Below are 21,411 nucleotides of genomic sequence, written 5' to 3' on the forward strand. Positions count from 1 at the left end.
GGGAGCGGGCAACAAGGGGCGCCATGAGCTGTGTGGATGCGATGAGGTCCCCGTCGTGGCGCGCGCTCACCCGATGGGGTGTCGCGCTCGGCCTGTGTGCCTGCCTGGCGGGTTCGGGGTGCGCGGACGAGGACGCCGGCACGCCGCGGACCAGGCCGGGACAGCCGATCGCGGCGGCGAACGCGCCCGCCGCGCCGGTTCCGGACGCCGTCCGGGAGCAGGCCGACGCGCGGATCCGGGCCGCCCGGCTGGGTGCGGAGCAGCAGGAGGCCGCCCGGATCGCGGCCAGTCGGGCCGCCGCCGCGCGGAAGTGGGGCCTGGCGGGGGCGCCGATCGCGGCCCCCGCGCCGCCGGCCACACGCCCCGTGCTGAAGTCGGGTCCCGGCGTGACCCGCTACGGCGATCTGCCGCCGGTGGTGCACCGGGTGCCCACCGAGGACCGGGTGGTCTTCCTCACCGTCGACGACGGCGCGGAGAAGGACCCGGAGTTCGCCCGCATGGCCCGCGAACTGGGCGTGCCGTTCAGCGCGTTCGTCAGCGGCTATCTGGCTCGTGGCGGCTGGGGCTACTTCCGGGGCCTGCACGAGCAGGGTGTCGCGGTGAACAACCACACGGTGAACCATTTGGACATGCGGAAACTCGGCTACGCGCGTCAGCAGCAGGAGATCTGCGGGGAACAGGAGGCCGCCGAGCGCGAGATCGGCGTCGCGTCGCGGCTGTTCCGGCCGCCGTACGGGGAGTTCAACGAGGACACGCTGCGTGCGGCGCGATCGTGCGGGATCGTGGCGCTCCCGATCTGGAACGAGGAGGCGTTCCCGGACCGGATCGAGTATCGCTACGACCACCGGCTCAAGCCGGGCGACATCATCCTCACCCACTTCCGGGGCCCCGGGCAGTGGAAGGGCGACATGGCCCAGATGTTGCGCCGCGTCGTCGACACGGCCACCGCCCAGGGCTTCGCCCTGGCCCGGTTGGACGACTACCTCTAGCGCGACACGCAGTCGTCCGTCGGGAAGCGGCGTGCCCAGCGGCGTTGCCACGGTGTCTCGACGGCCCGGCGGTGGTGGTGTTCGCGGGCCCAGGCGACGGCGTCCGCGGGGGCGATGCCGGCGCGTATGGCCAGACACGCGACGACGGTGCCGGTACGTCCGATGCCGCCCCCACAGGCGACCTCGACCGCCTCGCCCGCGCGGACCCGTTCGTGCAGTGCGCGGATCTCCCGGACCGCCCCCTCCCGGTCGCGCGGCAGCCGGAAGTCGGGCCAGTCGAGCCAGACGTGCGGCCACGTCAGCACCGCGTCGTGGCGGCGGCGCAACCGCTCGTCGCCGAGATAGAGGCCGAAGTCGGGCGTCGGACCCGCCGGCCGCGGACGGCGCAGCCCGCGCGCCCGGATCCAGGCCCCGTCGGGGAGGCGGAGCGCGCCGGTCAGGGGCGGATGTTCGATCGTGGCGCTCATCGGGCCACCCCCGCCCGCTGCCGCCGGGCCCGGTGGTTGGCCACGTTGACCCGGTTGCCGCACAGATCCGGCAGGCAGTAGCGGCGCCGGCCGGCCCGGCTGGTGTCGACGAACACGCCGCGACAGTGGGGGCCGGCGCACGCGCGGAAACGGTCGTGGCCGAGGGCGCGGACGGCGCCGAACAACCCGACCGCGACGAACGCGGCGAGTTCGTCGGCGAGCGACGCCCCCGGCGCGGTCGGGACGTACCACTGCCAGCCGCCGTCGGCCGCCCGGTCCAGGACGGGGGCGAGCCCGGCCCGGGCGACGAGCACGCCGGAGCCCGCGACGGCCTGCTCCGCCGTCTCGGTCTCGACGACACCGCGCACCTCCCGGCGCAGCAGCCGAACCGCGTGGAGGTCCTCGTCGGTGGGCGCGCCCTTGCCCGCCAGGGCGTCGAGCCGCAGGTCGTGCCCGGTCAGGAGGCCCGCCAAGGCGGCCGGATCGGGGAGCGCGTCGCCGGTGTCGGCGCGCACGGTGGGCGAGGTATTGACCAGGTCGGACGCGAAGGCCGCGCCGGCGACGTAGTCGGTCATCGGGACGCGCACATGTTGCCTTTCGCCGAAGTAACCGGTGAAGAAAGACTATAACCCTTACCCGGCTCTGTCCGGCTCTCGCGGATGGCCGGCGCGACACCCGTACGGCCTCGCCGGAACGGGGCCGTACGGGTGGTTCCGGACCCGGGCTCAGCCCGACGTCGCCGGCACCCCGGCCGGGGCGGAGCGGAGTTCGTCCCCGGGCCCCGACCCGACCCGCAACGACCAGGCCAGCACGGCCAGCGCGACCACGCCCGTGGCCAGCGCCGCCCACCCGATGCCCGCGCGGCCACCGAGTGCGAAGCCCGCCGCACCGGCCGCGCCGCCCGCGCTGATCCCGAGGTAGATGGTGCTCTGGTGCAGGCCGAGGACCAGCGGGACCGCGTCCGGGGCGGCGGCGGTGACCCGCAACTGCTGCGGGACGTTGATCATCCAGTGCAGCAGCCCCCACAGCGGCACCACGACACAGGCCGCGGCCATCGAGCTGGACAGCACCGGCACCAAGGCGGCGACCGCGGTGAGCAGCGGGGCGGCGACCACGATGGTGCGGGCGGGGCCGAAGCGGTCGGCCAGGCGGCCGACGAGGAAGTTCCCGCAGACCGCGCCGACGCCGAAGGTCAGCAGGATCAGCGACGTGCGCCCGGCGTCGCCGTCGGTGGCCGGCCGGGTCACCTTGTCGAAGTAGGTGTATACGGTCCAGCTGGTGGTCAGGCACAGCAGGGTGGCGGTGAGGATCACCACGACCCGGAAGTCCGTGAGCGGCGCGACGCGTTCGCGCAGCGTCCGGCGCGGCAGCCCCGGCAGGTCGGGGACCACCGCGGCGATGCCCGCGCCGGCCACCGCGGCCAGGCCGACGATCAGCCACAGCGCCACGCGCCAGCCGGTGGTCGAGCCGAGCCAGGCGCCGAGCGGCAGACCGAGCACGATCGCGGTGGTCAGGCCGCCGACGACCACCGAGGTGGCCCGTCCCTCCCGCCCCGGCGGCGCGGTGGCCCGGGCCACCGCCAGGGCGTTGACGGTGTAGAGCGAGGCGCCGGCGCCGGCGAGCGCACGACCGATCATCGCGAGGCCGTAGTCGCCGGCGACCGCGTTCAGGGCGTTGCCGACGGCGAAGACCGCGAGGCCGCCGAGCAACAGGCCGCGTGGCGCCCGGTGTCCGACGGCGGCGGCGAGTACCGGGCCGCCCAGGGCGTAGGCGAGTGCGAACGCGGTGATCAGCCACCCCGCCGCGGTTCGGGACACATCGAGGTCGTCGGCCATCGGCCCCAGGATCGGCGCGATGACGAACGTGTCGACCCCCATGGCGAAGGTGCCGACGGCCAGGACGATCAAACGCAGCCGCATGACCGCTCCTTTTCCGTTTCGGGCCCGCGGCCGACCGTTCTCGGATCCGCGGGTGACTGTGTCGACGACGATCGTGTGTGCGAGGGTCCCGGCCCATCCCTCAAGTGGGGGATGAGCCGGGGCCGGGCCGCGCGGGCCCGCAAAAAACGCGATGCGCGGCGTACCCGACCCGGCTAGCGTCGCGAGGGTGACCCTCGACATCCGAGAAATCCCCAAGTCGCAGGTGGATCGCATCGTGGACCTCGCCGATCTGGCCTTCCACGAGGCGGACTCGGCCGACGAACGCAAACAACACCGGGACAGGCTGCGCGTTTGCGGGCGTATCGGCGCCTACGAGGACGACGCCCTCGTCGGCACCGTTGTCGCGCACCGCTTCAAGCTGACCGTGCCCGGTGGCGAACTACCGTGCGCCGGGCTCGACTACGTCGCCGTGGCACCCACCCACCGCAGGCGCGGACTGCTGACCCGGATGATCGCGGAACAGTGGCGCAGGTGCGCCGAACTCGACCAGCCGCTGTCCTGCCTGTGGGCCTCCGAGGACACGATCTACGGCCGATTCGGCTACGGCGACGGAACCCTCGGGTGCAGCGTCGAGATCGACGCCCGCCGGCCGCTCGACCTGCGCATCACGCCCGACCCCCGGCCGTTGCGGCTGGTGGACCCGGCCAAGGCGCCGGGCCTGCTCGGTCCGGTCTACGCGGCGGTGCGGGGCAGGCGGGGCGGGCGGCTGGACCGGGACGAGCAGTGGTGGCGCACCATGGTGCTCCTCGACGACGAGGACGAGGAGCCGATCCGGGTCGTCGCGCTCGGCGAGCGGGGCGAGACCCCGGCCGGCTACGTCGTCTACCGGGTGGAGGAGGTCAAGGGGCCCGCCGGCTCGGCCAACGTGCTCCAGGTATTCGAACTGGAGGCGCAGGACGCCCCGGTGGCCGCCGCGTTGTGGGCCTTTCTCGTCTCGATCGACCTGATCGACAAGGTGGTCGCCTGGGCCCGGCCGCTCGACGACCCGCTGCTGCAGTTCGCCGGGGATCGCCATCAGGTGCGGGTGACCAGGCAGTATCCGGCGCTGCGGTTGCGCCTGGTCGACGTGCGTACCGCGCTGACCGCGCGGTCCTGGGCGGCGCCGGTGGACCTGGTCCTGGACGTGCGCGATGCCGCGCTCCCCGCGAACCAGGGCCGCTTCCGGCTCACCGCCGACCCGACCGGGGCGACCTACACCGCCACCGACGCCGCACCCGATCTGGCCCTGGACGTACGGGAGTTGGCCACCTGCTACCTGGGCGGCACGCCGATCCGCCGGCTGGTGGCGGCCGGACTGGTCACCGAGACCACACCCGGCGCGGCGCACCGCCTGGACGCGGCGCTGCGCACGGACCTGCTGCCGTACGCGCACGAGGACTACTGAGCCGCGAGGACCACCGGGTCACGGGACCGCCGGGTCACGCGGCGCCGGCCGACGACCGCCCGCGCCCGCCCGCGGCGACACGGTGGCCGCCACCGCGGCGGCCACCGCCTCGCGCGCGGCGACCGGCGCCACGTCGACGACCGGGTCTCAGTGGCCGAGCGTGGTGCGCAGAGCCGGCTGGAGCAGGTCGCCGTGTGCGCGGACCAGGTCGTCGCACAGGTCCCAGATGCGTTCGACGGGCAATACCGCGGCGGTGGCCGGGTCGATCATCGCGGCGTGGCGGATGTGCCGGGGGTCGTCCTCCAACGCGGCGCGCACCACCAGGTCGTTGACGCTCAGGTAGGTGCGGTTGAGGGCGGCCAACTGCGCGGGCAGCGCGCCGACTCGGGTCGGTTGTACGCCCAACCTGTCCACCAGGCACGGGACTTCGACCACACCGTCGGCAGGGAGGTTGTCGATCAGGCCCTGGTTGGGCACGTTGCCGTAGACCGTGCGCGGGGTGCCGGTGGTGATGCTGTGGATGATCTGCGGGGCGTACTCCATGGTCGACTCGACCGGCACCGGCCGCCCGGCGGCGAGTGCGGCGCGGGTGCTCTCGTAGGCCGCGACGTTCTCGTCGACGATGTCGAGGTAGGCCCCGACGGGCAGCCGCAGTCGGCTGATCTCACTGTCGTGGCCCAGGTACCACGGCACGTACTCGCTGGAGTGCTCGCTGGTCTCGGTCGGGTAGTAGCCGAGCCGGCGATACATGTCCACCCGTACCCGGCGTCGCAGTTGCTCGTCCCGGGCGATCAGCGCGTCCAGTTTCGGGTACAGGTCGGCGCCGGCGTGTTCGAAGCGCAACACCCACGCCTGGTGGTTGACGCCGGCCGCGAGGTAGTCGACCTCCTCGTAGGGCACGCCCACCAGTTCGGCCAGGCCCTGCATGGTCCAGTAGACGGAGTGGCACAGGCCGACCACGCGGGTCAGGCCGGTGGCGCGCCGGAGGTAGCCGACGTTCATCGCCATCGGGTTGGTGTAGTTGAGCAGCCAGGCGTCCGGGCACAGTTCGGTGATGTCCTCGCCCAGCGCGCGCAACACCGGGAAGGTGCGCAGCGCGCGGAAGATGCCACCGATGCCGAGCGTGTCGCCGATGGTCTGCCGCAGGCCGTAGCCCGCGGGTACGTCGAAGTCGGTCCGGGTGGCCTCGCGCATGCCGACCTGGATGATGTTGATCACGAAGTGGGCGCCGGCCAGCGCCTCGCGACGGTCGGCGTGCGCGGTGATCCGCGGGCTCGCGCCCCGGTCGTCGGCGATCAGCCGGGCCGCGCCCCGCGCGGTGGCCAGGCGTTCGGGGTCGATGTCGTGCAGCGCTATGTGCGCGTCCTTCAGTTCCGGGAAGGCGAACAGGTCCGCCAACAGGCCCTGGGTGAACACGACGCTGCCGGCGCCGACGAAGACGATCTTGGTGCGGGTCATCACTGGTTCTTTCCGTTGCGGGCGAGCGCGTCCAGCGCCTCGTCCCGGGTGGGTTGGGCGGCGGTGCCGCCGGTTGCTCGGGTGGACAGGGCGCCGCACGCGGCGGCGAAATCGAGGGCTCTGGCGAGGGGTTCGCCGGCGAGCAGGGCGGCGATCAAGCCGGCGTCGAAGCTGTCGCCGGCGCCGACGGTGTCCACCGGCTCGGCGGGGATGCCCGGTGTGCGCAGCACGTTCGCGCCGTCGTGCGCGAAGGCGCCGGCGCCGCCGTCCTTGACCACCACGACGGGGCCGTGCCCGGCCAGCCGCGCGGCGGCCTGCTCGGTGGTCGCGGCGGGGGAGCCGGCCAACGCCCGGGCCTCCTGGGCGTTGGGCAACAGGTAGTCCACGGCGGGCAGTACGGCGGCGAGTGCGGCCGGATCCCAACGCCCGGCCGGGTCGTCGTTGGTGTCCAGGGACGTGGCGGCGCCGGCCGCGCGGGCGATGCGCAGCAACTCCGGCAGCGCCCGCGCGAGTCGCGGCATCAGGAAGTAGGAGGAGGCGTGCACGTGCCGGCTCCGCCGCAGCAACTCCTCGGGCACGTCGTCGGGCCCGGTCGCGGCCAGCGTACCGGCCGCGGTGACGATGGCCCGGTCCCCGTCGGTGCGGGTGAGCACCGTGGTCAGCGGCGTCGGCAGGCTCGGATCCACGCGCAGTGCCGAGGTGTCCACGCCCCGATCCGCGAGCGCGGCGCGCACGAAGCGGCCCGCGTCGTCGTCACCGATCCGGCCGGCGATCGCGACGGACAGACCCAGCCGCGCCGCGCCGCAGGCGGTGATCGCGCCGGATCCGCCGAGGGTGAGCAGGCCGGTGGGGACCAGGTGTTCGTGCTGGCCGAAGGCCAACGGCCGGTCGAGGGGGCCGACCACGACGTCGGGATTGGCGTCGCCGAGGACGAGCAGGTCGAAGGTGTGCGGCATCGGGCTTCCCGGGTGTGTGCGGTGGATGGGGGCGAATCACGAGAGGGTCGAACTCCCGTGGGATCGCTACCCCTTCAGACCGCTGGAGGTGATCGACTGGATGAACGCCTTCTGCGCGAAGAGGAAGGCGAGGAGCACGGGCAGCACGGTGATCACGTTGCCCGCCATCACCGCGGCCCACTGGGTGTGGTGTTGCCCCTGGAAGGTGGTCAGGCCCAGTTGGAGCGTGTAGTTGGTGTCGTGGTTGATCGCGATCAACGGCCAGGTCAGGTCGTTCCAGGTGGTGAGGAAGGTGAGCACCGCGACGGTGCTCAACGCCGGCCGGGACAGCGGCAACACGATCAGGTACAACACGCGCAGCCGCGAACACCCGTCGATCCAGGCGGCCTCCTCCAACTCCCGCGGCAGCGACAGGAAGAACTGCCGCAGCAGGAACACCGCGAACGGCGTCACGAGCGACGGGATGATCAGCGCGCCGAGCGTGTCGATCAGCCCGAGCCGCTTCATGATCAAAAACGTCGGGATCATGGTGAGCTGGAACGGGATCGCCATGGTCGCCAACATCGCCACCATCAACACGCGCGACCCGGCGAACCGCATCCGGGCGAACGCGTAGCCCCCCAGTGCCCCGAACACCAGGTTCGAGGCCACCGCCACCGCCGAGACGATCAGCGAATTGGCGAACCAGCGGGGGAACATCGCATTGCCCAGCACGTAGCGGTAGCCGCCCAGGTCGATCCCGGAGGGCCACAGCGCGGGCGGGAACCGGTTGATCTCCGCGTTGGTCATCACCGAACTGAGCACCAGCCACACCAGCGGCAGGGCGAACAGCAGGGACAGCGGCATCAGCAGCAGATGCCACGGGCTGAACGGGAGCCGGCGGCGCGGCGCCGCGACCGGGGCGGGCCGGGCCTGCGCGGGGGCGGCCTCGACGGTCGTCGCGCTCACTTGGCACCACCTTCGACGAGCACGGCGCCGGCGGGCCTGCGGCCTCGCACGAGCCGCGACGCGACCCCGATCACCAGGAGGGCCAAGGCCAGCACGTAGGCCGCCGCCGCGCCGTATCCGGCGGTGAAGTTCTTGAACGCCTGCTCCCAGATGAAGTAGACGATCACCGTGGTGGACCCGAGCGGACCGCCCTTGGTGGTCACATAGACCAGGTCGAACACCTGCAACGCGTTGATCGTCTGCCACAACACCAGGAACAGGCTGACCGGGGTGAGCGTCGGCATCACCACGTGCCGCAACAACTGCCACCGCCCGGCGCCGTCCAGCCGGGCCGCCTCCAACAGCGACGGCGGCACGTCCTGGAGCGCGGCGAGGTAGATCACCACGCAGAACCCGGTGCCGCTCCACACCGAGATCGCCACAAGCACCGGCAACGCCTGTCCGGGATCGGTGAGGAAGCCCTGCCGACTGATCCCGAGCGCGTGCAGCACCGAGTTGGCCGCGCCGAACTCCGGGTCGAGGATGAACGAGAACAACACGCCCTGCGCCGTCGCGGAGATCACGAACGGCACGAAGATCAGCGTGCGGTACAGGCCCACCAGCTTGATCCGCCGATTGAGCACCAGCGCCAGGAACAGCCCCAGGGCCATGCTCAGCGGCACGTAGAGCGCGGTGTACAGCAGGGTGTTGCGCACCGCCTGGCTGAAGTGCGGGTCCTGGGTGAGCGCGTCGTAGTTGTCCACGCCGACCCAGCGGCTGGGGGTGACCAGGTCGTCGGCCCGGAAGGACAGCAGCAGGGACCAGACGAACGGCACGATGCTCAGGCCGAGTACGACCAGGACGGCGGGCAGGATGTACGCCCACGCGGTCGCCGTCTCGCGCCGGCGTCTGCGGCGCAGCGTGCGGTGCCGGCGATCGTGGTCGGACAGCGTGAGTGGAGCGGGCAGGGATGACATGGAAGGGCTCCTCAACGCGGTATTCGTCAACGCGGTATGACGAGGGCGGCCTTGGCCGCGGCGGCGCAGCGGTTCAGCGCCCGGGCCGGACTGCTCTTGCCGAGCAGCACGGACACGATGGCCTCGCCGAGGGCCGTGGAGATCTGCGGATAGGCGGGGTGCGCGGGCCGTACCCGAGCCGTCTCCAGGGCGCGGGTGAACACGTCCAGGCCCGGCGTCTCGGCGGCGTGGGCGCGCCACTCGGGCTTGGCCTCGCAGATCCGGCTCAGCGGCAGGCTGCCGACCCGCACGCCCCATTCGACGTCCTGCTCGGGCTGGTTGAGCCAGGACACGAAGGTGCGCGCGGCGCGTACCCGGGCGCCGCCGTTGTCGAAGACGGTCCAGGTGTCGGGGCCGCAGATGGTCATCGGCCGGCCGCTGTAGCTGGGCAGCGGCACCACGTGGTAATCGATGCCCGCCTCGGTGACGTCGGGGATCTGCCAGGGGCCGGTGACCACCATGCCCATCCGGCCGGAGGCGAAGACCTGGTACATCTGCTCGCCGCCGGGCTTGGGGTCGATGTAGACGCTCTTGGCGCGGGCCAGCGCCTCGACCGTCTCCAGGGCGCGGGCGCCCACCTCGCGGAAGCCGATGTCGCGGCCGTTCTCGGCGACCACGTCGCCGCCGAGGTCCCAGATCATCGGCCACAACCGCCAGACGGTGTCCTCGTCGCCCGTGCCCGGCCAGCCGGTGCCGAAGACGCCGCGCTGCGCGTCGGTGAGGCGCTGTGCGGTGGCCAGGAAGTCGTTCCAGGTCCAGCCGGGTTGCGGGAGCGGGATGCCGGCGTCCTCGAAGAGCTTCTTGTTGCACATCACGGCGAGCGCGTCCAGGACGGCGGGCGCGGCCCGTACCCGGCCGTTGACGGTGACCGCCTGGCGGGCCGGGTCCCAGTAGTCGTCCCACGGGGTGGGGGCCGAGCGCACGGTGTCGCCGAGGTCGACCACCTTGGGGCTGCGGGCGACGCCGGCGAGGTCGGAGCCGAAGACGTACGCGATGTCGGGGTAGGAACCGGCGGCGAGGGCCGCGGTGATCTTCTGGAGCATCGCGTCGGCGAGCACGCCGCCGCCGAGGTCGACGCGAATGCCCGACTGGGCCTGATGGAACCGCTCCACCAGGGCCTCCAGCCCCTCGCGCCCGGTGTCGGTCTGGCCGTGCCACATCTCGATCGTGACCCGGCCGTCGGCGCCCACGCCGTCGTCGGTGCCGGCGCACCCGGCCAACGTTGTGGACAGCGCCGTCGCGGCGGCGGCACCGGCGCCGAGGCGGAGCAGGCCGCGTCGGGAGAGGCCGGTGGGATGGAACCGGTCGAGAACCACTGGACCTCCGGGAGATGTCGGAACGCGTGCGGGGGCGGGGCGGGGCGAAGCAAGGGCGAGAGCCGGTGGGCGCGCGTCGGCGGTCGCCCCGGGGCGGGCCCGGACGGGCGCGGGCGCGGGCGAGGGTGCGCGGGGCGGAGGGGGTGGCCCGGCGGCGGGATCCGTGCGGGATCGGGGCGCCGGGCCGACGATCGTGGCCGGGGGTCAGCAGGTCTTGCGCAGGTATCCGCTGCTGCCGGCCGGGACGACGTTCAGGTCGCGGCGCACGACGCTGAGCTTGCCGCCCCACTTGGAGCAGGCGGTGTTCAGGCCCTTGGCGGTGTACTCGATCACGATCACGTTGTTGCCGAACGACTTGGTGTACTCACCGCATTCGTTCCACTGGCCGCATTCCTCGGCGACGGCGAAGTCGAGCCCGGTGCTCGCGCGGTCGGGGGCCAGTTCGGAGGTGTTCTTCTGGGCGATGGCCAGTCCGCGCTGGTGCGCGTGCGCGGAGAGCAGCGTGACGAACGCCTTGGCGTTGTCGGCGGTGATCAGGTCCTCGGAGCGGGTGTAGCTGTCGTAGTTGTCCGGCTCGACGGCCTGGAAGCCCTTGCCCGCGCACTCGTCGATCAGGGCGTTCACCTTGGCGGCGACGGACGTGCGCTTCTCGGGGGTGCGGATGTCGAGCAGCGCCTCCTTCCACTGGCCGTCGTAGACCACGGTGCCGTCGTCACGGCGGAGCAACTCGCCCGGTTTCCAGTCGCCTTCGGCGCCCTTCTGGGCCTGGAAGGCGTTGACGTAACAGATGTTGTACAGGCCGGGCGCCGGGGTGGCGGAGTGGTCGCGGGTGACCACCTTGACCCCGGTGGGCGGCGTGTAGGCGCCGCCGATCTGGTAGTCGAAGTTCGCGTGGGTGGGTGGCAGGGTGACGGCGGCGCTCTTGGGGGCGTTCGCGGGCCCGGCGGTGCCGGCGCTCGCGGACGAGGTGAGGAACAGGGATCCCGCGATCGCCGCGGTGGTCGCCGCGAAGGCGGCGAGACGGCGGGCCGATCTACCCGGGAGGAAGGTGTTCATCATCGAACTCCAGGTGCGGAGGATACGTCCCCGCCTCGGATGTCGACTGGCATCCTGGCGACTTTGTCCGGGCTTGCGGCTTCACGCCGACTACCGGCTGGGCGTACCTTTGACGCCGATTGCGCTGCTCGGCGTCGGAGCAGTAAATCGAGCAACATTCGTCATGTCAAGAGATCGTCAGTGCGCATAGTGCTCACGGGAGTTGCCATAAGGATGCCGGAAATGCCGTCCCCCGACCGCCGGGGGATTGCGCCGGTGGATCCCGTGACTGCGCGAATGCGCACGGATATGCTGCGCGGATGTTGAGAACCGAGCGCCATGCGCGCATCCTCGAACACGTTGCCGCACACGGGAGCGTGAGCGTCGAGGAGTTGTCCGCGATCTTGGCGGTCTCGGGGGCCACCGTGCGCCGCGACCTCCAGCACCTGGACGGGGTGAACCTGCTGCGCCGTACGCACGGCGGGGCGTCCGTGGGCAACATCGGCCTGGAGACGCCGATGCAGTACCGCAGCGAACGCCGCCGACCGGAGAAGCTGGCGATCGCCCGCGCCGCGGCGGCCCTGGTCCCGGCGGAGGCCGTGGTCGGCCTGACCGGCGGCTCCACCGCCACCGAGATCGCCCGCATCCTGGCCGAGCGCGGGCCGGTCACCATCGTCACCAACGCGGTGAACATCGCCGCCGAACTGGTCCTGCACAAGGACGTCACGCTCGTGGTGATCGGCGGTACCGCCCGCAAGGAGAGCTACGAACTGGTCGGCCCGATCGCCGAGAAGACCCTCGCCGACTACTACACCGACGTGACCTTCCTGGGCGTGGACGGAATCAGCGCCGCCCACGGCTGCACCACCCACGACCAACTCGAGGCCGCCACCGACCGCGCCTTCACCGACCGCAGCAACCACACCATCGTGGTGGCGGACCACTCCAAGATCGGAAAGGCCACCCTGGCCCGCATCTGCCCGCTGTCCGGGATCGGCCACCTGGTCACGGACGCGGACGCGCCGAAGGACGAACTGGCCCGGATCGCGGAGGCGGGGGTCGCGGTGACGGTGGTCTGAGGGGGCGATCGTCGTCGGCGGTGCGGGGGTGGTTCGAGCCCGGCGTTTCGTGGGCGGTTCGACGCGGTGGTGCGGGTGGTTCGACCCGGCGGTGCGGCGACGGTCCGACGGCGCGGCCGGGCGGCCTCGCGCCGGAGTCGGGCGATCCGGAGCCGGACGGGGGCCGCCCACGCACGCCGACCCGGCGGTCGACGTGCGTGCCGGTCCGCCCGTTTCCGAGCCGGTCGCAGCCCTCCCCTGCGGGGCTGCGACCGGCTCAGGCGCAGGGGCGCAGTGCCCGGGCCGGGACACGACCCGTACCCGAGCACTCCCGGCGTCCCGGAGGCGGCTTGTGGGCCACCCCCGCGTACATCCACTCCCGCTCCACCAGCGGACGCGGAAGTCGGTCGGCGCGCCAGGACGAGATCGGCACCACGCCGGGCCGGACCGGGTCCAGGCCCGGGAACAGCGCCCGCACCTGCGCGGCCGTGCGCGGGAAAAGCGGGGCGGCGGAGCGGCGATACGCCTCCGCCGTGGCCCGCGCCGCCTCCGGCCGCAGATCCGCGGCGACATGCGAGAGCACCAGCATGCTGCCCGGCACCATCGCACCCGCCAACGCGCCCACCACGGCCCGCGGGTCGTCCGCGTCCGACAGGTAGTGCAACACCGCGGTCAGCACCACCGCCACCGGCCGATCCAGATCCACCCCCGAACGCCCGGACACCCGCGCCAACAGCGCGTACGGATCGCGGAGATCGCCCTCCACCACCCGCACCCGACCGGGCCGACCGGACAACGCCCGGGCGTGCGCGAGCACCAGCGGATCGTTGTCCACGTACACCGCCCGCGCCTCCTCGGTGGCCGCCACCGCGCACTCGTACGTGTCGTGGGCGGTGGGCATGCCGACCCCGATGTCGAGGAACTGGCGGATCCCGCATCCCGCCGCGAACGACACCGCGCGGCGCAGGAACGCCCGATTCGCCCGAGCCATCGCGCGTACCTCGGGAGCCGCCCCGAGCACCGCGTCCGCGGCCTCGCGATCGACCCCGAAGTTGTTCTTGCCTCCCAGGTAGTAGTCGTACATGCGAGCGGGATGCGGCAGATCGGTGCGCAGTCCGGACCGGCGCGTCGCGGACACCTGGACCGGCGGTCGAGCCGGTACCGGCCGGCCCGCGCACGATCGGGTCTCCGGCGCCTGCTGGGGCATCACAATCATCGGCCTTCCCGATTCTCGGGTCACGGGCCGCCCGGATCGGGCGAGGCGGGGATACCCGCCGGGCGGGCCCGCGTATTCCTCCGGTGCGCCTGGGGAGATCAGCGGCGGAGGAAATCCGTGACGACTGCGTCGAAGTGCTCGTGTTCCTCGACGAAGGGTACGTGCCCGCCGGCGGAGAACCTCTCGATCCGCGCATCGGGCAACACACCCGCGAGCCACCCGGCCAGGTCACCCGGGAAGACCCGGCTGCGCTCGCCGTAGACCAGCAGCGTCGGCACCGTCACCTGCGGCAGCACCGACCGCCAGTCCGAGTGCGCCATGTCCATCCAGATGTCGAGCGCGGACGACGTGTGCGTCTGGGTGGTCTCCGCGTACACCGCGTCCACCGCCTCGGCGGCCGGAGGCTCGGCGAAGCACGCCTCGATGAACGGCTTCACCGCGATCGGCCGACTGTGTCGCACGGTCTGCGCGAACACCGCCAGATCGGTGGGGGAATACCCGCCCAGCAGCGGGAACTCCCAGTCGGGGCCGTCCAGAAAGCGCGGCGACTGATCGACGAACACCGCGCCGCGCAGCCCCTCACACCCGAACTGCCGCACATACGACAGCAGTACCGAGGTACCCATCGACCAGCCGACCACGGTCACCTCGGCGAGATCGAGGGCCCGAACCAACTCGCGGATGTCGCGGGCGTACTGGTCCAGGGAGTGACCCTCGGGCGTCTTCCCGGACCGGCCGTGGCCGCGGAAGTCCGGCACGATCACCCGGTTCTCCGCCGCCAACGCGGCCACGTTCCCGGACCAGAAGGTGCCGTTCATCGTCCAACCGTGCAGCAGGACGACGGGCCGACCCTCGCCGTGCTCCTCGTAGTAGAGCGGGACGGTGTCGGACAGTTCCAGGTAGGGCACGCCATCTCCTCCGGTCTCGGTCACGGCACCCCGTTCGCCGCGCCGCACTGCCGGCAGTCTGCGTGAGCCGGGAGCCGTTCCGCCAGACGTCGCGGGGGGGTTGCACCAACGTTGCAGAACCAGCGACGACACCCGCCCCGCCGGCGACCGACCGTGCCGGCATGATGACTCCATGGCACACCGATCGGACGCACGGGAACGGGCGCTGAGCGGCGGCACGGCGTCGGGGGTTCGCGGCCCGATCCGGGCCTCGTGGTCGCGCGCCCGACGACACGGGCTGGCACCCGATGCCTACCTGCCGCCGGTGTGCCTCGACGACGACGAACTGGCCCGCCACCGCGAGGAACACGCGCTCACCGGGATCTGGCCGCTGCTGCGCCGCTCGCTGGGCGGACTGACCGAGGATCCGGGCCGGTTGTTGTTCCTCAGCGACGCCCGGGGCCACCTGCTGTGGGTCCAGGGCGACCACACGTCGCTGCGCTCGGCGGAGCGAGTGCACCTGCTGCCGGGCGCGCTGTGGAGCGAGGACGCGGCGGGCACGAGCGGGGTGGGCTCCGCGCTGGCGACCGGGCGGCCGTTCCAGGTGTTCGGCGCCGAGCACTTCCTGTCCGCGGCCACGGCCTACACCTGCACCGCCACGCCCATCCACGACCCGATCAGCGGTGACCTGCTCGGGATCCTGGACTTCACCTGCCCCGAACGGCACTGGCAGCCACTGGCGATCCCCCTGCTCGACACCGCCCGGCGGTTGGCCCAGTCGGAGTTGGAGACGGTCCGGCTGCGCGAGGAGATGCGGGTACGCACCCGCTACGTCGAGCGCATCGCCCGCCGCCTGGGCACCCGCAGCGCGATCGTCGACGCCGGCGGGCGCGTGGTGCGCGCGGATCCGCCCGGGTGGTTGTGCAATCGGCTCCCGGTGCCGGTCGGCGAAGGCCCGATGTTGCTGCCCGGCGGACAGCTCGTGCTCGTCGAACGGCTGGCCGCGGGCGGCCTGTTCCTGCTCATCGCCGAGGACGGCGCCTCCGGGCCGGTGACCGCCGCGCCGATGCGCCTGGAGGCGCTCGGGCTGCGCCGGGCGCGGCTGCACGTGGCCGGCGCCACCCACGAACTCACCCGCCGCCACGCGGAGATCGTCACCACGCTGCTGAGCGAACCGGGCGGGATGACGGCGAAGGCGATCACCGAGGCGGTGTACGGCCCGACCGGCCGCCCGGCCACGGTGCGGGCCGAACTCGTCCGGCTGCGCGCGATCCTGGGCCACCGGCTGGCGTCGGACCCGTATCGGTTGACCGGGGACTGCGAGGCCGACTTCCTCGATCTGGACCACGCGTTGTCGAACCGGGACACCACGGCCGACACCCTCCTGGACCGCTACCGGGGGCCGCTGCTGCCCGGCTCGACGGCCCCGCGCGTGCTCGAACTGCGGGCCGCGCTGCATGAACGCCTGCGGAACCGGGTGGTGGAGACGGCCGACGCGGACACCGCGATGCGGTGGGCCGGTACGGCCGCGGACTGAGCGGGCGGCGCGGTCTGCGCGGGCGTTCGGGCGGGTGTCTATGGGCGGTTCGGGAGGGCGGGCGTGCGGGGGCGGGTGGGGAGCAGGGCGTGTACGCGCCAGCCGCCCGCCGGGTAGGGGCCGGTTTCGAGGCGACCGCCGAACAGGGCGACCCGTTCGTTCATGCCGACCAGGCCGTGCCCCATGCCGTCGCCCGGAGCCGCCTCGCCGCGGCCGTCGTCGCGCACGTCGAGCTCGATGTCCTCGCCCGTGTAGCGCAGGACGACCCGGGCGCCGGCGCCGGGCCCGCCGTGTTTGCGGGTGTTGGTCAGGGCTTCCTGGACGATGCGGTACACGGTCAGGCCGATGCCCTGGGACAGTTCGACGGGTCGGCCCTCGACGTGCAGGTCGACCGTCAGGCCCGCGCCGCGGACCCGGGTGAGCAACTCGTCGAGTTGGTCGACGCCGGGCTGGGGCACGAACGTCTCGACGTCGCTCTCGGAACGCAGTACACCCAGCAGGCGCCGCATCTCGGCGAGCGCTTCGCGGCCGGTGGCGGCGATCGTGCCCAGGGCCTCCCGGGCCGAGTCGGGCGCGGCGTCGATCGCGTAGGCGGCGCCGTCGGCCTGGACCACCATCACCGAGACGTTGTGCGCGACCACGTCGTGCAACTCCCGGGCGATCCGGGCCCGTTCGGCCGCCGCGGCGAGCCGCGCCTGCTGGTCGCGCTCGACCTCGAGGCGGGCGGCGCGGTCGATCAACTCGGCGTAGAACGCACGCCGGGTGCGCATCGAATCGCCCAACACCCAGGAGATGGCGAGCAGTACGACGACGAAGCCGGACGCGGACAGGTTGGCCCTGAAGGTCTCGCCGTCGCCGTGCGGGAAACGCACCAGCAGGACCGCCGGCGCCAACACCGTGGCGGCGAGCGCGGCCCGGGAGAGCCAACGCGGACCGGACTTGGCGGCCGTGTACACGATCACCAGCATCGCGTAGTTCGCGAACGTGATCGTCCCGTCGCAGAGCAACTGGGCCACCCCGGCCCCGACCACGAGCATCGTCGCCACCCGGGACCGGACCCGGTGCAGCGCCATGCCCAGACTCAGCATCACCACGATCGTGTAGGCCCAGAGCGACATGACGATGCCGTACTCGTAGGACAGGATCTGGAGAACACCGAGGCCGAACGCCGGGATGGTGCACACCGAGTCGACCCACAGGGGATGCGCCCGAAGCCAGGCATAGATTCGTTGCACGGGGCGACCGTACGACCCGCGGGGCGGGTTCGACATCAACCTGGGCGCTCATCGCCACGTCCACCGCAGGTCGAACGTGGTGCGCGCGCAGGCACGACCTGAGCGCGATCCACGGGGGAGGCGGGTCGGCTCCCGGGGCCGCCCGCCTCGGCGTCGTGGTGCCGTGTTCGTGCGCCCGGGCCCGGCGAGCGGCCAAGTGGTCGGTCGCCGGGGTGTGTTCGGGTCGCCCGACGGTTCGCGGCACGGCGTGCGGCGGGCCGCCCGCCCCGGGGTGCATCCGGGGCGGGCGGCCCGTGTCGTGCCGTGATGCCGGGTGGATGGGGTCAGCCGCGCAGGCGGGCCATCCACGCCTCGATCTCGTCGGCGCCGCGCGGCAGGGCGGCGGACATGTTCCGGTTGCCGTCCTCGGTCACCAGGATGTCGTCCTCGATCCGGATCCCGATGCCGCGATACTCCTCGGGCACGGTCAGGTCGTCGGCCTGGAAGTACAGGCCGGGCTCGACGGTCAGGCACATGCCCGGCTCCAGCGCGCCGTCGACGTACGACTCGGTCCGCGCCACCGCGCAGTCGTGCACGTCCAGACCGAGCATGTGACCGGTGCCGTGCAGCGTCCACCGGCGCTGCAGACCCAGCTCCAACACCCGCTGCACCGGGCCCTCGACCAGGCCCCACTCGACCAGGTGCTCGGCGAGCACGCGCTGCGCCTCGTCGTGGAACTCCCGGTACTTGGCGCCGGGCCGCACCGCGGCGATGCCCGCCTCCTGCGCGGCGAACACGGCGTCGTAGATCCGGCGCTGGAGCGCGGTGAACCGGCCCGAGACGGGCAGCGTACGGGTCACGTCGGCGGTGTAGAGGGTATGCGTCTCGACACCCGCGTCCAAGAGCAGCAGATCGCCCGCCCGCGCCGCGCCGTCGTTGCGGACCCAGTGCAGCGTGGTGGCGTGCGGCCCGGCGGCGCAGATCGAGCCGTAGCCGACGTCGTTGCCCTCCAGCCGTGCGCGCAGGAAGAACGTGCCCTCGATGTACCGCTCCGAGGTGGCCTCGGCCCGATCCAGGACGCGGACCACGTCCTCGAAGCCGCGCACGGTCGAGTCGACCGCGGCCTGGAGCTGCCCGATCTCGAACGTGTCCTTGACCAGCCGCTCATCGGCCAGGAAGACCCGCAGCTCCTCGTCCCGCCCGGCGTCGAGGCGCTCACCCAGGGCGCTCTCCAGCCCCGCGTCGTGACCGCGCACCACGCGCACGGGACCCTCGGTCGAGGTCAGCTCCTCGACGACCTTGCGCACGTCCCGACACGGCAAGCCGTACAGCAGCTCGCCCTCGGCCAACCCGGCGCGCCGGCCGACCCACAGCTCGCCCTGCCCGTCCAGCCAGAACTCGCCGTTGTCCCGGTCCGACCGGGGCAGCAGGTACAACACCGCGTCGTGACCGTCGGCGACCGGTTCGAGGACGAGGACGCCGTCCTGGGTCAGGTCGCCGGTGAGGTAGGCGTATTCGGTCGACGCCCGGAAGGGGTACTCGGTGTCGTTGGACCGGGTCTTGAGGTTGCCCGCCGGGACCACCAGACGCTCACCCGGGAACCGGGCCGACAGGGCCGCGCGGCGGCGGGCCGTGTTCGGCGCCTGCTCGATCGGCGCCAGGTCGACGCGCTCGGTGTCGGCCCAGCCGGTGCGCATGTTCGCGGCCAGCTCCTCCGAGACCTCGCCGCGGTAGAGGCCGTTCTTGCGCTGCTTGATGGCCTGCGCCTGCTCTTCGTCGGACGACCGCTTCTCGGCACCCACGCCTGCCTCCTGAACCTCTGGACTTCCGGATTTCCGGACTCGACTGCCGATCGGTTGTCGATCGCACGTTCCCACCCATTGTTCCCGACGCCCGGGCGCGACCCCCGGCAGGCCGGCGCGTCGTCGGGCATGGCCACCGGGGTGGTGGGTACGACCCCTCGGGTAGGTGCCGCGGACAGCGGTCGAGGAGACACAGGGGGACGAAGTGATTCGAAAGCTGCAGGCGATCGCACTGGACTGCGCCGATCCGGCACGGCTCGCGCGGTTCTACGCGGAACTGCTCGGCGGCCGGGTGGTCGAGGATGCGAACGACCCGGACTGGATCGAGGTACACGGCTTCGAGGGCACGCCACTGGCCTGCCAACGCGTGGAGGGCTACCGCCCGCCGGAATGGCCGGGCCAACAGGTCCCGCAACAAATCCACCTGGACTTCGACGTGGACGACCTCGACGGCGAGGAGAAACGCGCCGTGGCCCTCGGCGCAACGGTCCTGGAACGCACGGACCAGGTCCGCCAAGGAGCCAACTGGCGAGTATTCGCAGACCCGGCAGGCCACCCGTTCTGCCTGTGCTTCCACTGACGCCGACGCAGACGCGCGTGGGCGGGGCCGGGCCGGGGCCGGGGTCCGGCTCCGGCCCGAGGTCGGGCGTACGTGCGCGCCTCGCCGTCCCGGCCGGATGGGCAAATCGGCGGCCGGAGAGGACGCCGATTCGCTGTCGCGGCGGGCGTTCACCGTGTCCCGGATGTGTCCACTCTCTCGGGCAACCGCACAACGGCCACGCCGGCCTGGGACTCGCCGAACCCCCAGCCTGCGACAAGGGTGCAGCCGACCGCTTCCAGGACATCGTTCCACGGCCAGCGGCCGCTGCCGTAGTAGAAGCCGCCCTCGCTGCGTGCGTCGCTCTCGCTGAGGCAGAGCATGCGGAGATGGTCGCGGAGGGCGGGATGTGCGACCGCACTCAGGCTTTCCTCCCAGGGCTCTGCGGCGGTGCGGACGGTATTCATGTCGTGGATCGACACCAGATGCTCGGGGCCGCGCCCGGTGAAGGTGGCGGCCCGCATCGCGTCGGTCGGAGTGCCGTCGGTGGCGACCCGCAGCAGTACGGAAAGCCAGCCGTTCAGCTTTTTGGATGCCTCGTCGGTCAGGTCGACCCCATGGCGGTCCAGGAGCGCCCCCAACTCCGCGCCGTAGACCAAGACTTCATCGGCGTCATCCACCGCCGACACGGTCCGCAAGTCGGCGACGAAGGCATCGTCGAACGGCCGGCGACCCTTGTGCCCACCATCCCCCCACGGTCCCGTCCCGGCCAGAAGATCGGCGTCGAAGAGGAACAGCGACTCGCGCAGGTCGAACCGCCACGCCCACGGGGAGAAGGGGTATTCACCGTCGGGATCCGGCAATTGCCTCGATTCCCGACCCACCAGCGCGGCAGGGGTGATCCAGGAATTCGGGAACAGGAACTCGTCGAGTGAATCCGAGACGTAGTACGCCCCGTACCGGGCAGCGGGATCGACGGCCGGCCGGCCGCCGAGCAGTATCTCGAAGGCGCCGGTCAGCGCGGCATCCCACGCGTCGGGGTCAGTCACCAGGGTCGTCTCGGGCGTCACGATGAGCGCTCCTATCGATGTCTTGATGTGTGTCGGATGCGTCGCCGCAAAGTACCGCCCGCCGGCGACACTCCAGGAAGCCGACAACGAAGTCCGCGTCAAAGCAGACGAAATCCATCCGATCGGGATTGCCGTTGGTTTTGCCCGGCCGTCCCACCCCTGCCTGCCGTGGGTCGCCGGTGGGCGTATGACTTTTCAGCCGTCCACCCGTATCGCAGCGATGTATCCGAAGCCGACAACCCCCACAAATCCCGCACTCGACACCCAATTCCCGCTCGCGCATTGCAAAACCGCAGGTCACCGAAGCCCGAAGCCCAAAACCACCCACCGCGATCCGATTCCGAACCCCAACCGCCCTCCAAACGCCCCCAAAGAACCCCAACCCGCCCGGGAAGGCCCCTCGGAGAACCCCACCCATCCACCCTCCCTGTCGGCCGCTGCAGGCCGGTTTTCGCCGAGCAACGCGCCCGTGTCGCCGAAAGCCCCGGATCTCGGAGCCCCACACGCCGCCAGCGGCCCACGACCGACTCGGACCAGGCCCGCACAGGCCGACCCGCAGCCCAAAGCACAACGCGCGCCGAAAGCACCCGGCCCACTCGGG

General features: G+C 72.2%; 19 protein-coding genes. 5 read left to right on the plus strand and 14 right to left on the minus strand.

Features of this window, described 5'->3' with window-relative positions; genetic code table 11:
• Positions 1 to 23 precede the first annotated feature (23 nt).
• Positions 24 to 989, plus strand: a complete 966-nt coding sequence (locus tag ACFRCG_RS22975; protein ID WP_380034197.1) for a polysaccharide deacetylase family protein — start codon at positions 24 to 26, stop codon at positions 987 to 989.
• On the opposite strand, the gene ACFRCG_RS22980 is transcribed toward ACFRCG_RS22975, so the two are convergent.
• From ACFRCG_RS22980 to ACFRCG_RS22990, 3 genes are all read right to left on the minus strand, one after another.
• The gene (locus ACFRCG_RS22980) at positions 986 to 1,456 is read right to left on the minus strand and encodes a protein-tyrosine phosphatase family protein (protein WP_380034199.1); all 471 of its coding nucleotides are present in this window, start codon (positions 1,454 to 1,456) and stop codon (positions 986 to 988) included. The genes ACFRCG_RS22975 and ACFRCG_RS22980 overlap by 4 nt on opposite strands.
• Complete coding sequence (locus tag ACFRCG_RS22985) at positions 1,453 to 2,031, minus strand: CGNR zinc finger domain-containing protein (protein WP_380034201.1); 579 nt, start codon at positions 2,029 to 2,031, stop codon at positions 1,453 to 1,455. The genes ACFRCG_RS22980 and ACFRCG_RS22985 overlap by 4 nt, the downstream gene beginning before the upstream one ends.
• 150 nt (positions 2,032 to 2,181) lie before the next feature.
• The gene (locus tag ACFRCG_RS22990; RefSeq protein WP_380034203.1) at positions 2,182 to 3,375 is read right to left on the minus strand and encodes an MFS transporter; all 1,194 of its coding nucleotides are present in this window, start codon (positions 3,373 to 3,375) and stop codon (positions 2,182 to 2,184) included.
• A gap of 151 nt (positions 3,376 to 3,526) precedes the next feature.
• Here ACFRCG_RS22990 and ACFRCG_RS22995 point away from each other — a divergent pair, with 151 nt between their 5' ends.
• On the plus strand, positions 3,527 to 4,780 hold the full coding sequence (locus tag ACFRCG_RS22995; RefSeq protein ID WP_380034205.1) for a GNAT family N-acetyltransferase: 1,254 nt from the start codon (positions 3,527 to 3,529) through the stop codon (positions 4,778 to 4,780).
• Positions 4,781 to 4,927: 147 nt separating this feature from the next.
• On the opposite strand, the gene ACFRCG_RS23000 is transcribed toward ACFRCG_RS22995, so the two are convergent.
• From ACFRCG_RS23000 to ACFRCG_RS23025, 6 genes are all read right to left on the minus strand, one after another.
• Entirely contained in the window at positions 4,928 to 6,238 is a 1,311-nt protein-coding gene (locus tag ACFRCG_RS23000; RefSeq protein ID WP_380034206.1) for an alpha-glucosidase/alpha-galactosidase, read from the minus strand.
• Positions 6,238 to 7,194, minus strand: coding sequence for a carbohydrate kinase family protein (locus tag ACFRCG_RS23005; RefSeq protein WP_380034208.1), 957 nt, complete (start codon positions 7,192 to 7,194; stop codon positions 6,238 to 6,240). The genes ACFRCG_RS23000 and ACFRCG_RS23005 overlap by 1 nt, the downstream gene beginning before the upstream one ends.
• 66 nt (positions 7,195 to 7,260) lie before the next feature.
• Positions 7,261 to 8,142, minus strand: coding sequence for a carbohydrate ABC transporter permease (locus ACFRCG_RS23010; protein ID WP_380034210.1), 882 nt, complete (start codon positions 8,140 to 8,142; stop codon positions 7,261 to 7,263).
• Positions 8,139 to 9,098: a carbohydrate ABC transporter permease gene (locus ACFRCG_RS23015; protein WP_380034212.1), complete on the minus strand. Its 960-nt coding sequence runs from the start codon at positions 9,096 to 9,098 to the stop codon at positions 8,139 to 8,141. The genes ACFRCG_RS23010 and ACFRCG_RS23015 overlap by 4 nt, the downstream gene beginning before the upstream one ends.
• Before the next feature lie 26 nt (positions 9,099 to 9,124).
• On the minus strand, positions 9,125 to 10,453 hold the full coding sequence (locus ACFRCG_RS23020) for an extracellular solute-binding protein (RefSeq protein WP_380034214.1): 1,329 nt from the start codon (positions 10,451 to 10,453) through the stop codon (positions 9,125 to 9,127).
• A gap of 204 nt (positions 10,454 to 10,657) precedes the next feature.
• Positions 10,658 to 11,509, minus strand: coding sequence for an endo alpha-1,4 polygalactosaminidase (locus ACFRCG_RS23025; RefSeq protein WP_380034270.1), 852 nt, complete (start codon positions 11,507 to 11,509; stop codon positions 10,658 to 10,660).
• Between the two features lie 299 nt (positions 11,510 to 11,808).
• On the opposite strand from ACFRCG_RS23025, the gene ACFRCG_RS23030 reads away from it, so the two are divergent.
• A complete protein-coding gene (locus tag ACFRCG_RS23030) occupies positions 11,809 to 12,567 on the plus strand; it encodes a DeoR/GlpR family DNA-binding transcription regulator (protein WP_380034216.1) in 759 nt (252 codons plus the stop codon).
• Positions 12,568 to 12,823: 256 nt separating this feature from the next.
• Here ACFRCG_RS23030 and ACFRCG_RS23035 read toward each other — a convergent pair whose 3' ends face one another.
• Together ACFRCG_RS23035 and ACFRCG_RS23040 are read right to left on the minus strand one after the other, a co-directional pair.
• Positions 12,824 to 13,762, minus strand: a complete 939-nt coding sequence (locus ACFRCG_RS23035) for an SAM-dependent methyltransferase (protein WP_380034217.1) — start codon at positions 13,760 to 13,762, stop codon at positions 12,824 to 12,826.
• A 98-nt stretch (positions 13,763 to 13,860) separates the two neighbouring features.
• Positions 13,861 to 14,670 (minus strand): alpha/beta fold hydrolase, encoded by an 810-nt coding sequence (locus tag ACFRCG_RS23040; RefSeq protein ID WP_380034219.1) that lies wholly within the window; start codon positions 14,668 to 14,670, stop codon positions 13,861 to 13,863.
• Between the two features lie 172 nt (positions 14,671 to 14,842).
• On the opposite strand from ACFRCG_RS23040, the gene ACFRCG_RS23045 reads away from it, so the two are divergent.
• Entirely contained in the window at positions 14,843 to 16,186 is a 1,344-nt protein-coding gene (locus ACFRCG_RS23045) for a GAF domain-containing protein (protein WP_380034221.1), read from the plus strand.
• Between the two features lie 38 nt (positions 16,187 to 16,224).
• Here ACFRCG_RS23045 and ACFRCG_RS23050 read toward each other — a convergent pair whose 3' ends face one another.
• Positions 16,225 to 17,421: a sensor histidine kinase gene (locus tag ACFRCG_RS23050; protein WP_380034223.1), complete on the minus strand. Its 1,197-nt coding sequence runs from the start codon at positions 17,419 to 17,421 to the stop codon at positions 16,225 to 16,227.
• A gap of 323 nt (positions 17,422 to 17,744) precedes the next feature.
• On the minus strand, positions 17,745 to 19,202 hold the full coding sequence (locus ACFRCG_RS23055; protein WP_380034225.1) for an aminopeptidase P family protein: 1,458 nt from the start codon (positions 19,200 to 19,202) through the stop codon (positions 17,745 to 17,747).
• 205 nt (positions 19,203 to 19,407) lie between these two features.
• On the opposite strand from ACFRCG_RS23055, the gene ACFRCG_RS23060 reads away from it, so the two are divergent.
• On the plus strand, positions 19,408 to 19,782 hold the full coding sequence (locus ACFRCG_RS23060) for a VOC family protein (RefSeq protein ID WP_380034227.1): 375 nt from the start codon (positions 19,408 to 19,410) through the stop codon (positions 19,780 to 19,782).
• Positions 19,783 to 19,931: 149 nt separating this feature from the next.
• Here ACFRCG_RS23060 and ACFRCG_RS23065 read toward each other — a convergent pair whose 3' ends face one another.
• Entirely contained in the window at positions 19,932 to 20,810 is an 879-nt protein-coding gene (locus tag ACFRCG_RS23065) for a hypothetical protein (protein ID WP_380034228.1), read from the minus strand.
• Positions 20,811 to 21,411: the final 601 nt, after the last annotated feature.

Origin of the sequence: Embleya sp. NPDC056575 (assembly GCF_042793325.1) — a bacterium.
Taxonomy (GTDB): Bacteria; Actinomycetota; Actinomycetes; order Streptomycetales; family Streptomycetaceae; genus Embleya.

Excerpts from the sequence above, each read along its gene's own strand:
- ACFRCG_RS22995 (WP_380034205.1), top strand. The coding sequence starts at position 3,527 with ATGCGCGGCGTACCCGACCCGGCTAGCGTCGCGAGGGTGACCCTCGAC.
- ACFRCG_RS22985 (WP_380034201.1), bottom strand. The coding sequence starts at position 2,031 with ATGACCGACTACGTCGCCGGCGCGGCCTTCGCGTCCGACCTGGTCAAT.
- ACFRCG_RS23025 (WP_380034270.1), bottom strand. The coding sequence starts at position 11,509 with ATGAACACCTTCCTCCCGGGTAGATCGGCCCGCCGTCTCGCCGCCTTC.
- ACFRCG_RS23035 (WP_380034217.1), bottom strand. The coding sequence starts at position 13,762 with ATGATTGTGATGCCCCAGCAGGCGCCGGAGACCCGATCGTGCGCGGGC.
- ACFRCG_RS22990 (WP_380034203.1), bottom strand. The coding sequence starts at position 3,375 with ATGCGGCTGCGTTTGATCGTCCTGGCCGTCGGCACCTTCGCCATGGGG.
- ACFRCG_RS23030 (WP_380034216.1), top strand. The coding sequence starts at position 11,809 with ATGTTGAGAACCGAGCGCCATGCGCGCATCCTCGAACACGTTGCCGCA.
- ACFRCG_RS23000 (WP_380034206.1), bottom strand. The coding sequence starts at position 6,238 with ATGACCCGCACCAAGATCGTCTTCGTCGGCGCCGGCAGCGTCGTGTTC.
- ACFRCG_RS23045 (WP_380034221.1), top strand. The coding sequence starts at position 14,843 with ATGGCACACCGATCGGACGCACGGGAACGGGCGCTGAGCGGCGGCACG.
- ACFRCG_RS23015 (WP_380034212.1), bottom strand. The coding sequence starts at position 9,098 with ATGTCATCCCTGCCCGCTCCACTCACGCTGTCCGACCACGATCGCCGG.
- ACFRCG_RS22980 (WP_380034199.1), bottom strand. The coding sequence starts at position 1,456 with ATGAGCGCCACGATCGAACATCCGCCCCTGACCGGCGCGCTCCGCCTC.
- ACFRCG_RS23005 (WP_380034208.1), bottom strand. The coding sequence starts at position 7,194 with ATGCCGCACACCTTCGACCTGCTCGTCCTCGGCGACGCCAATCCCGAC.
- ACFRCG_RS22975 (WP_380034197.1), top strand. The coding sequence starts at position 24 with ATGAGCTGTGTGGATGCGATGAGGTCCCCGTCGTGGCGCGCGCTCACC.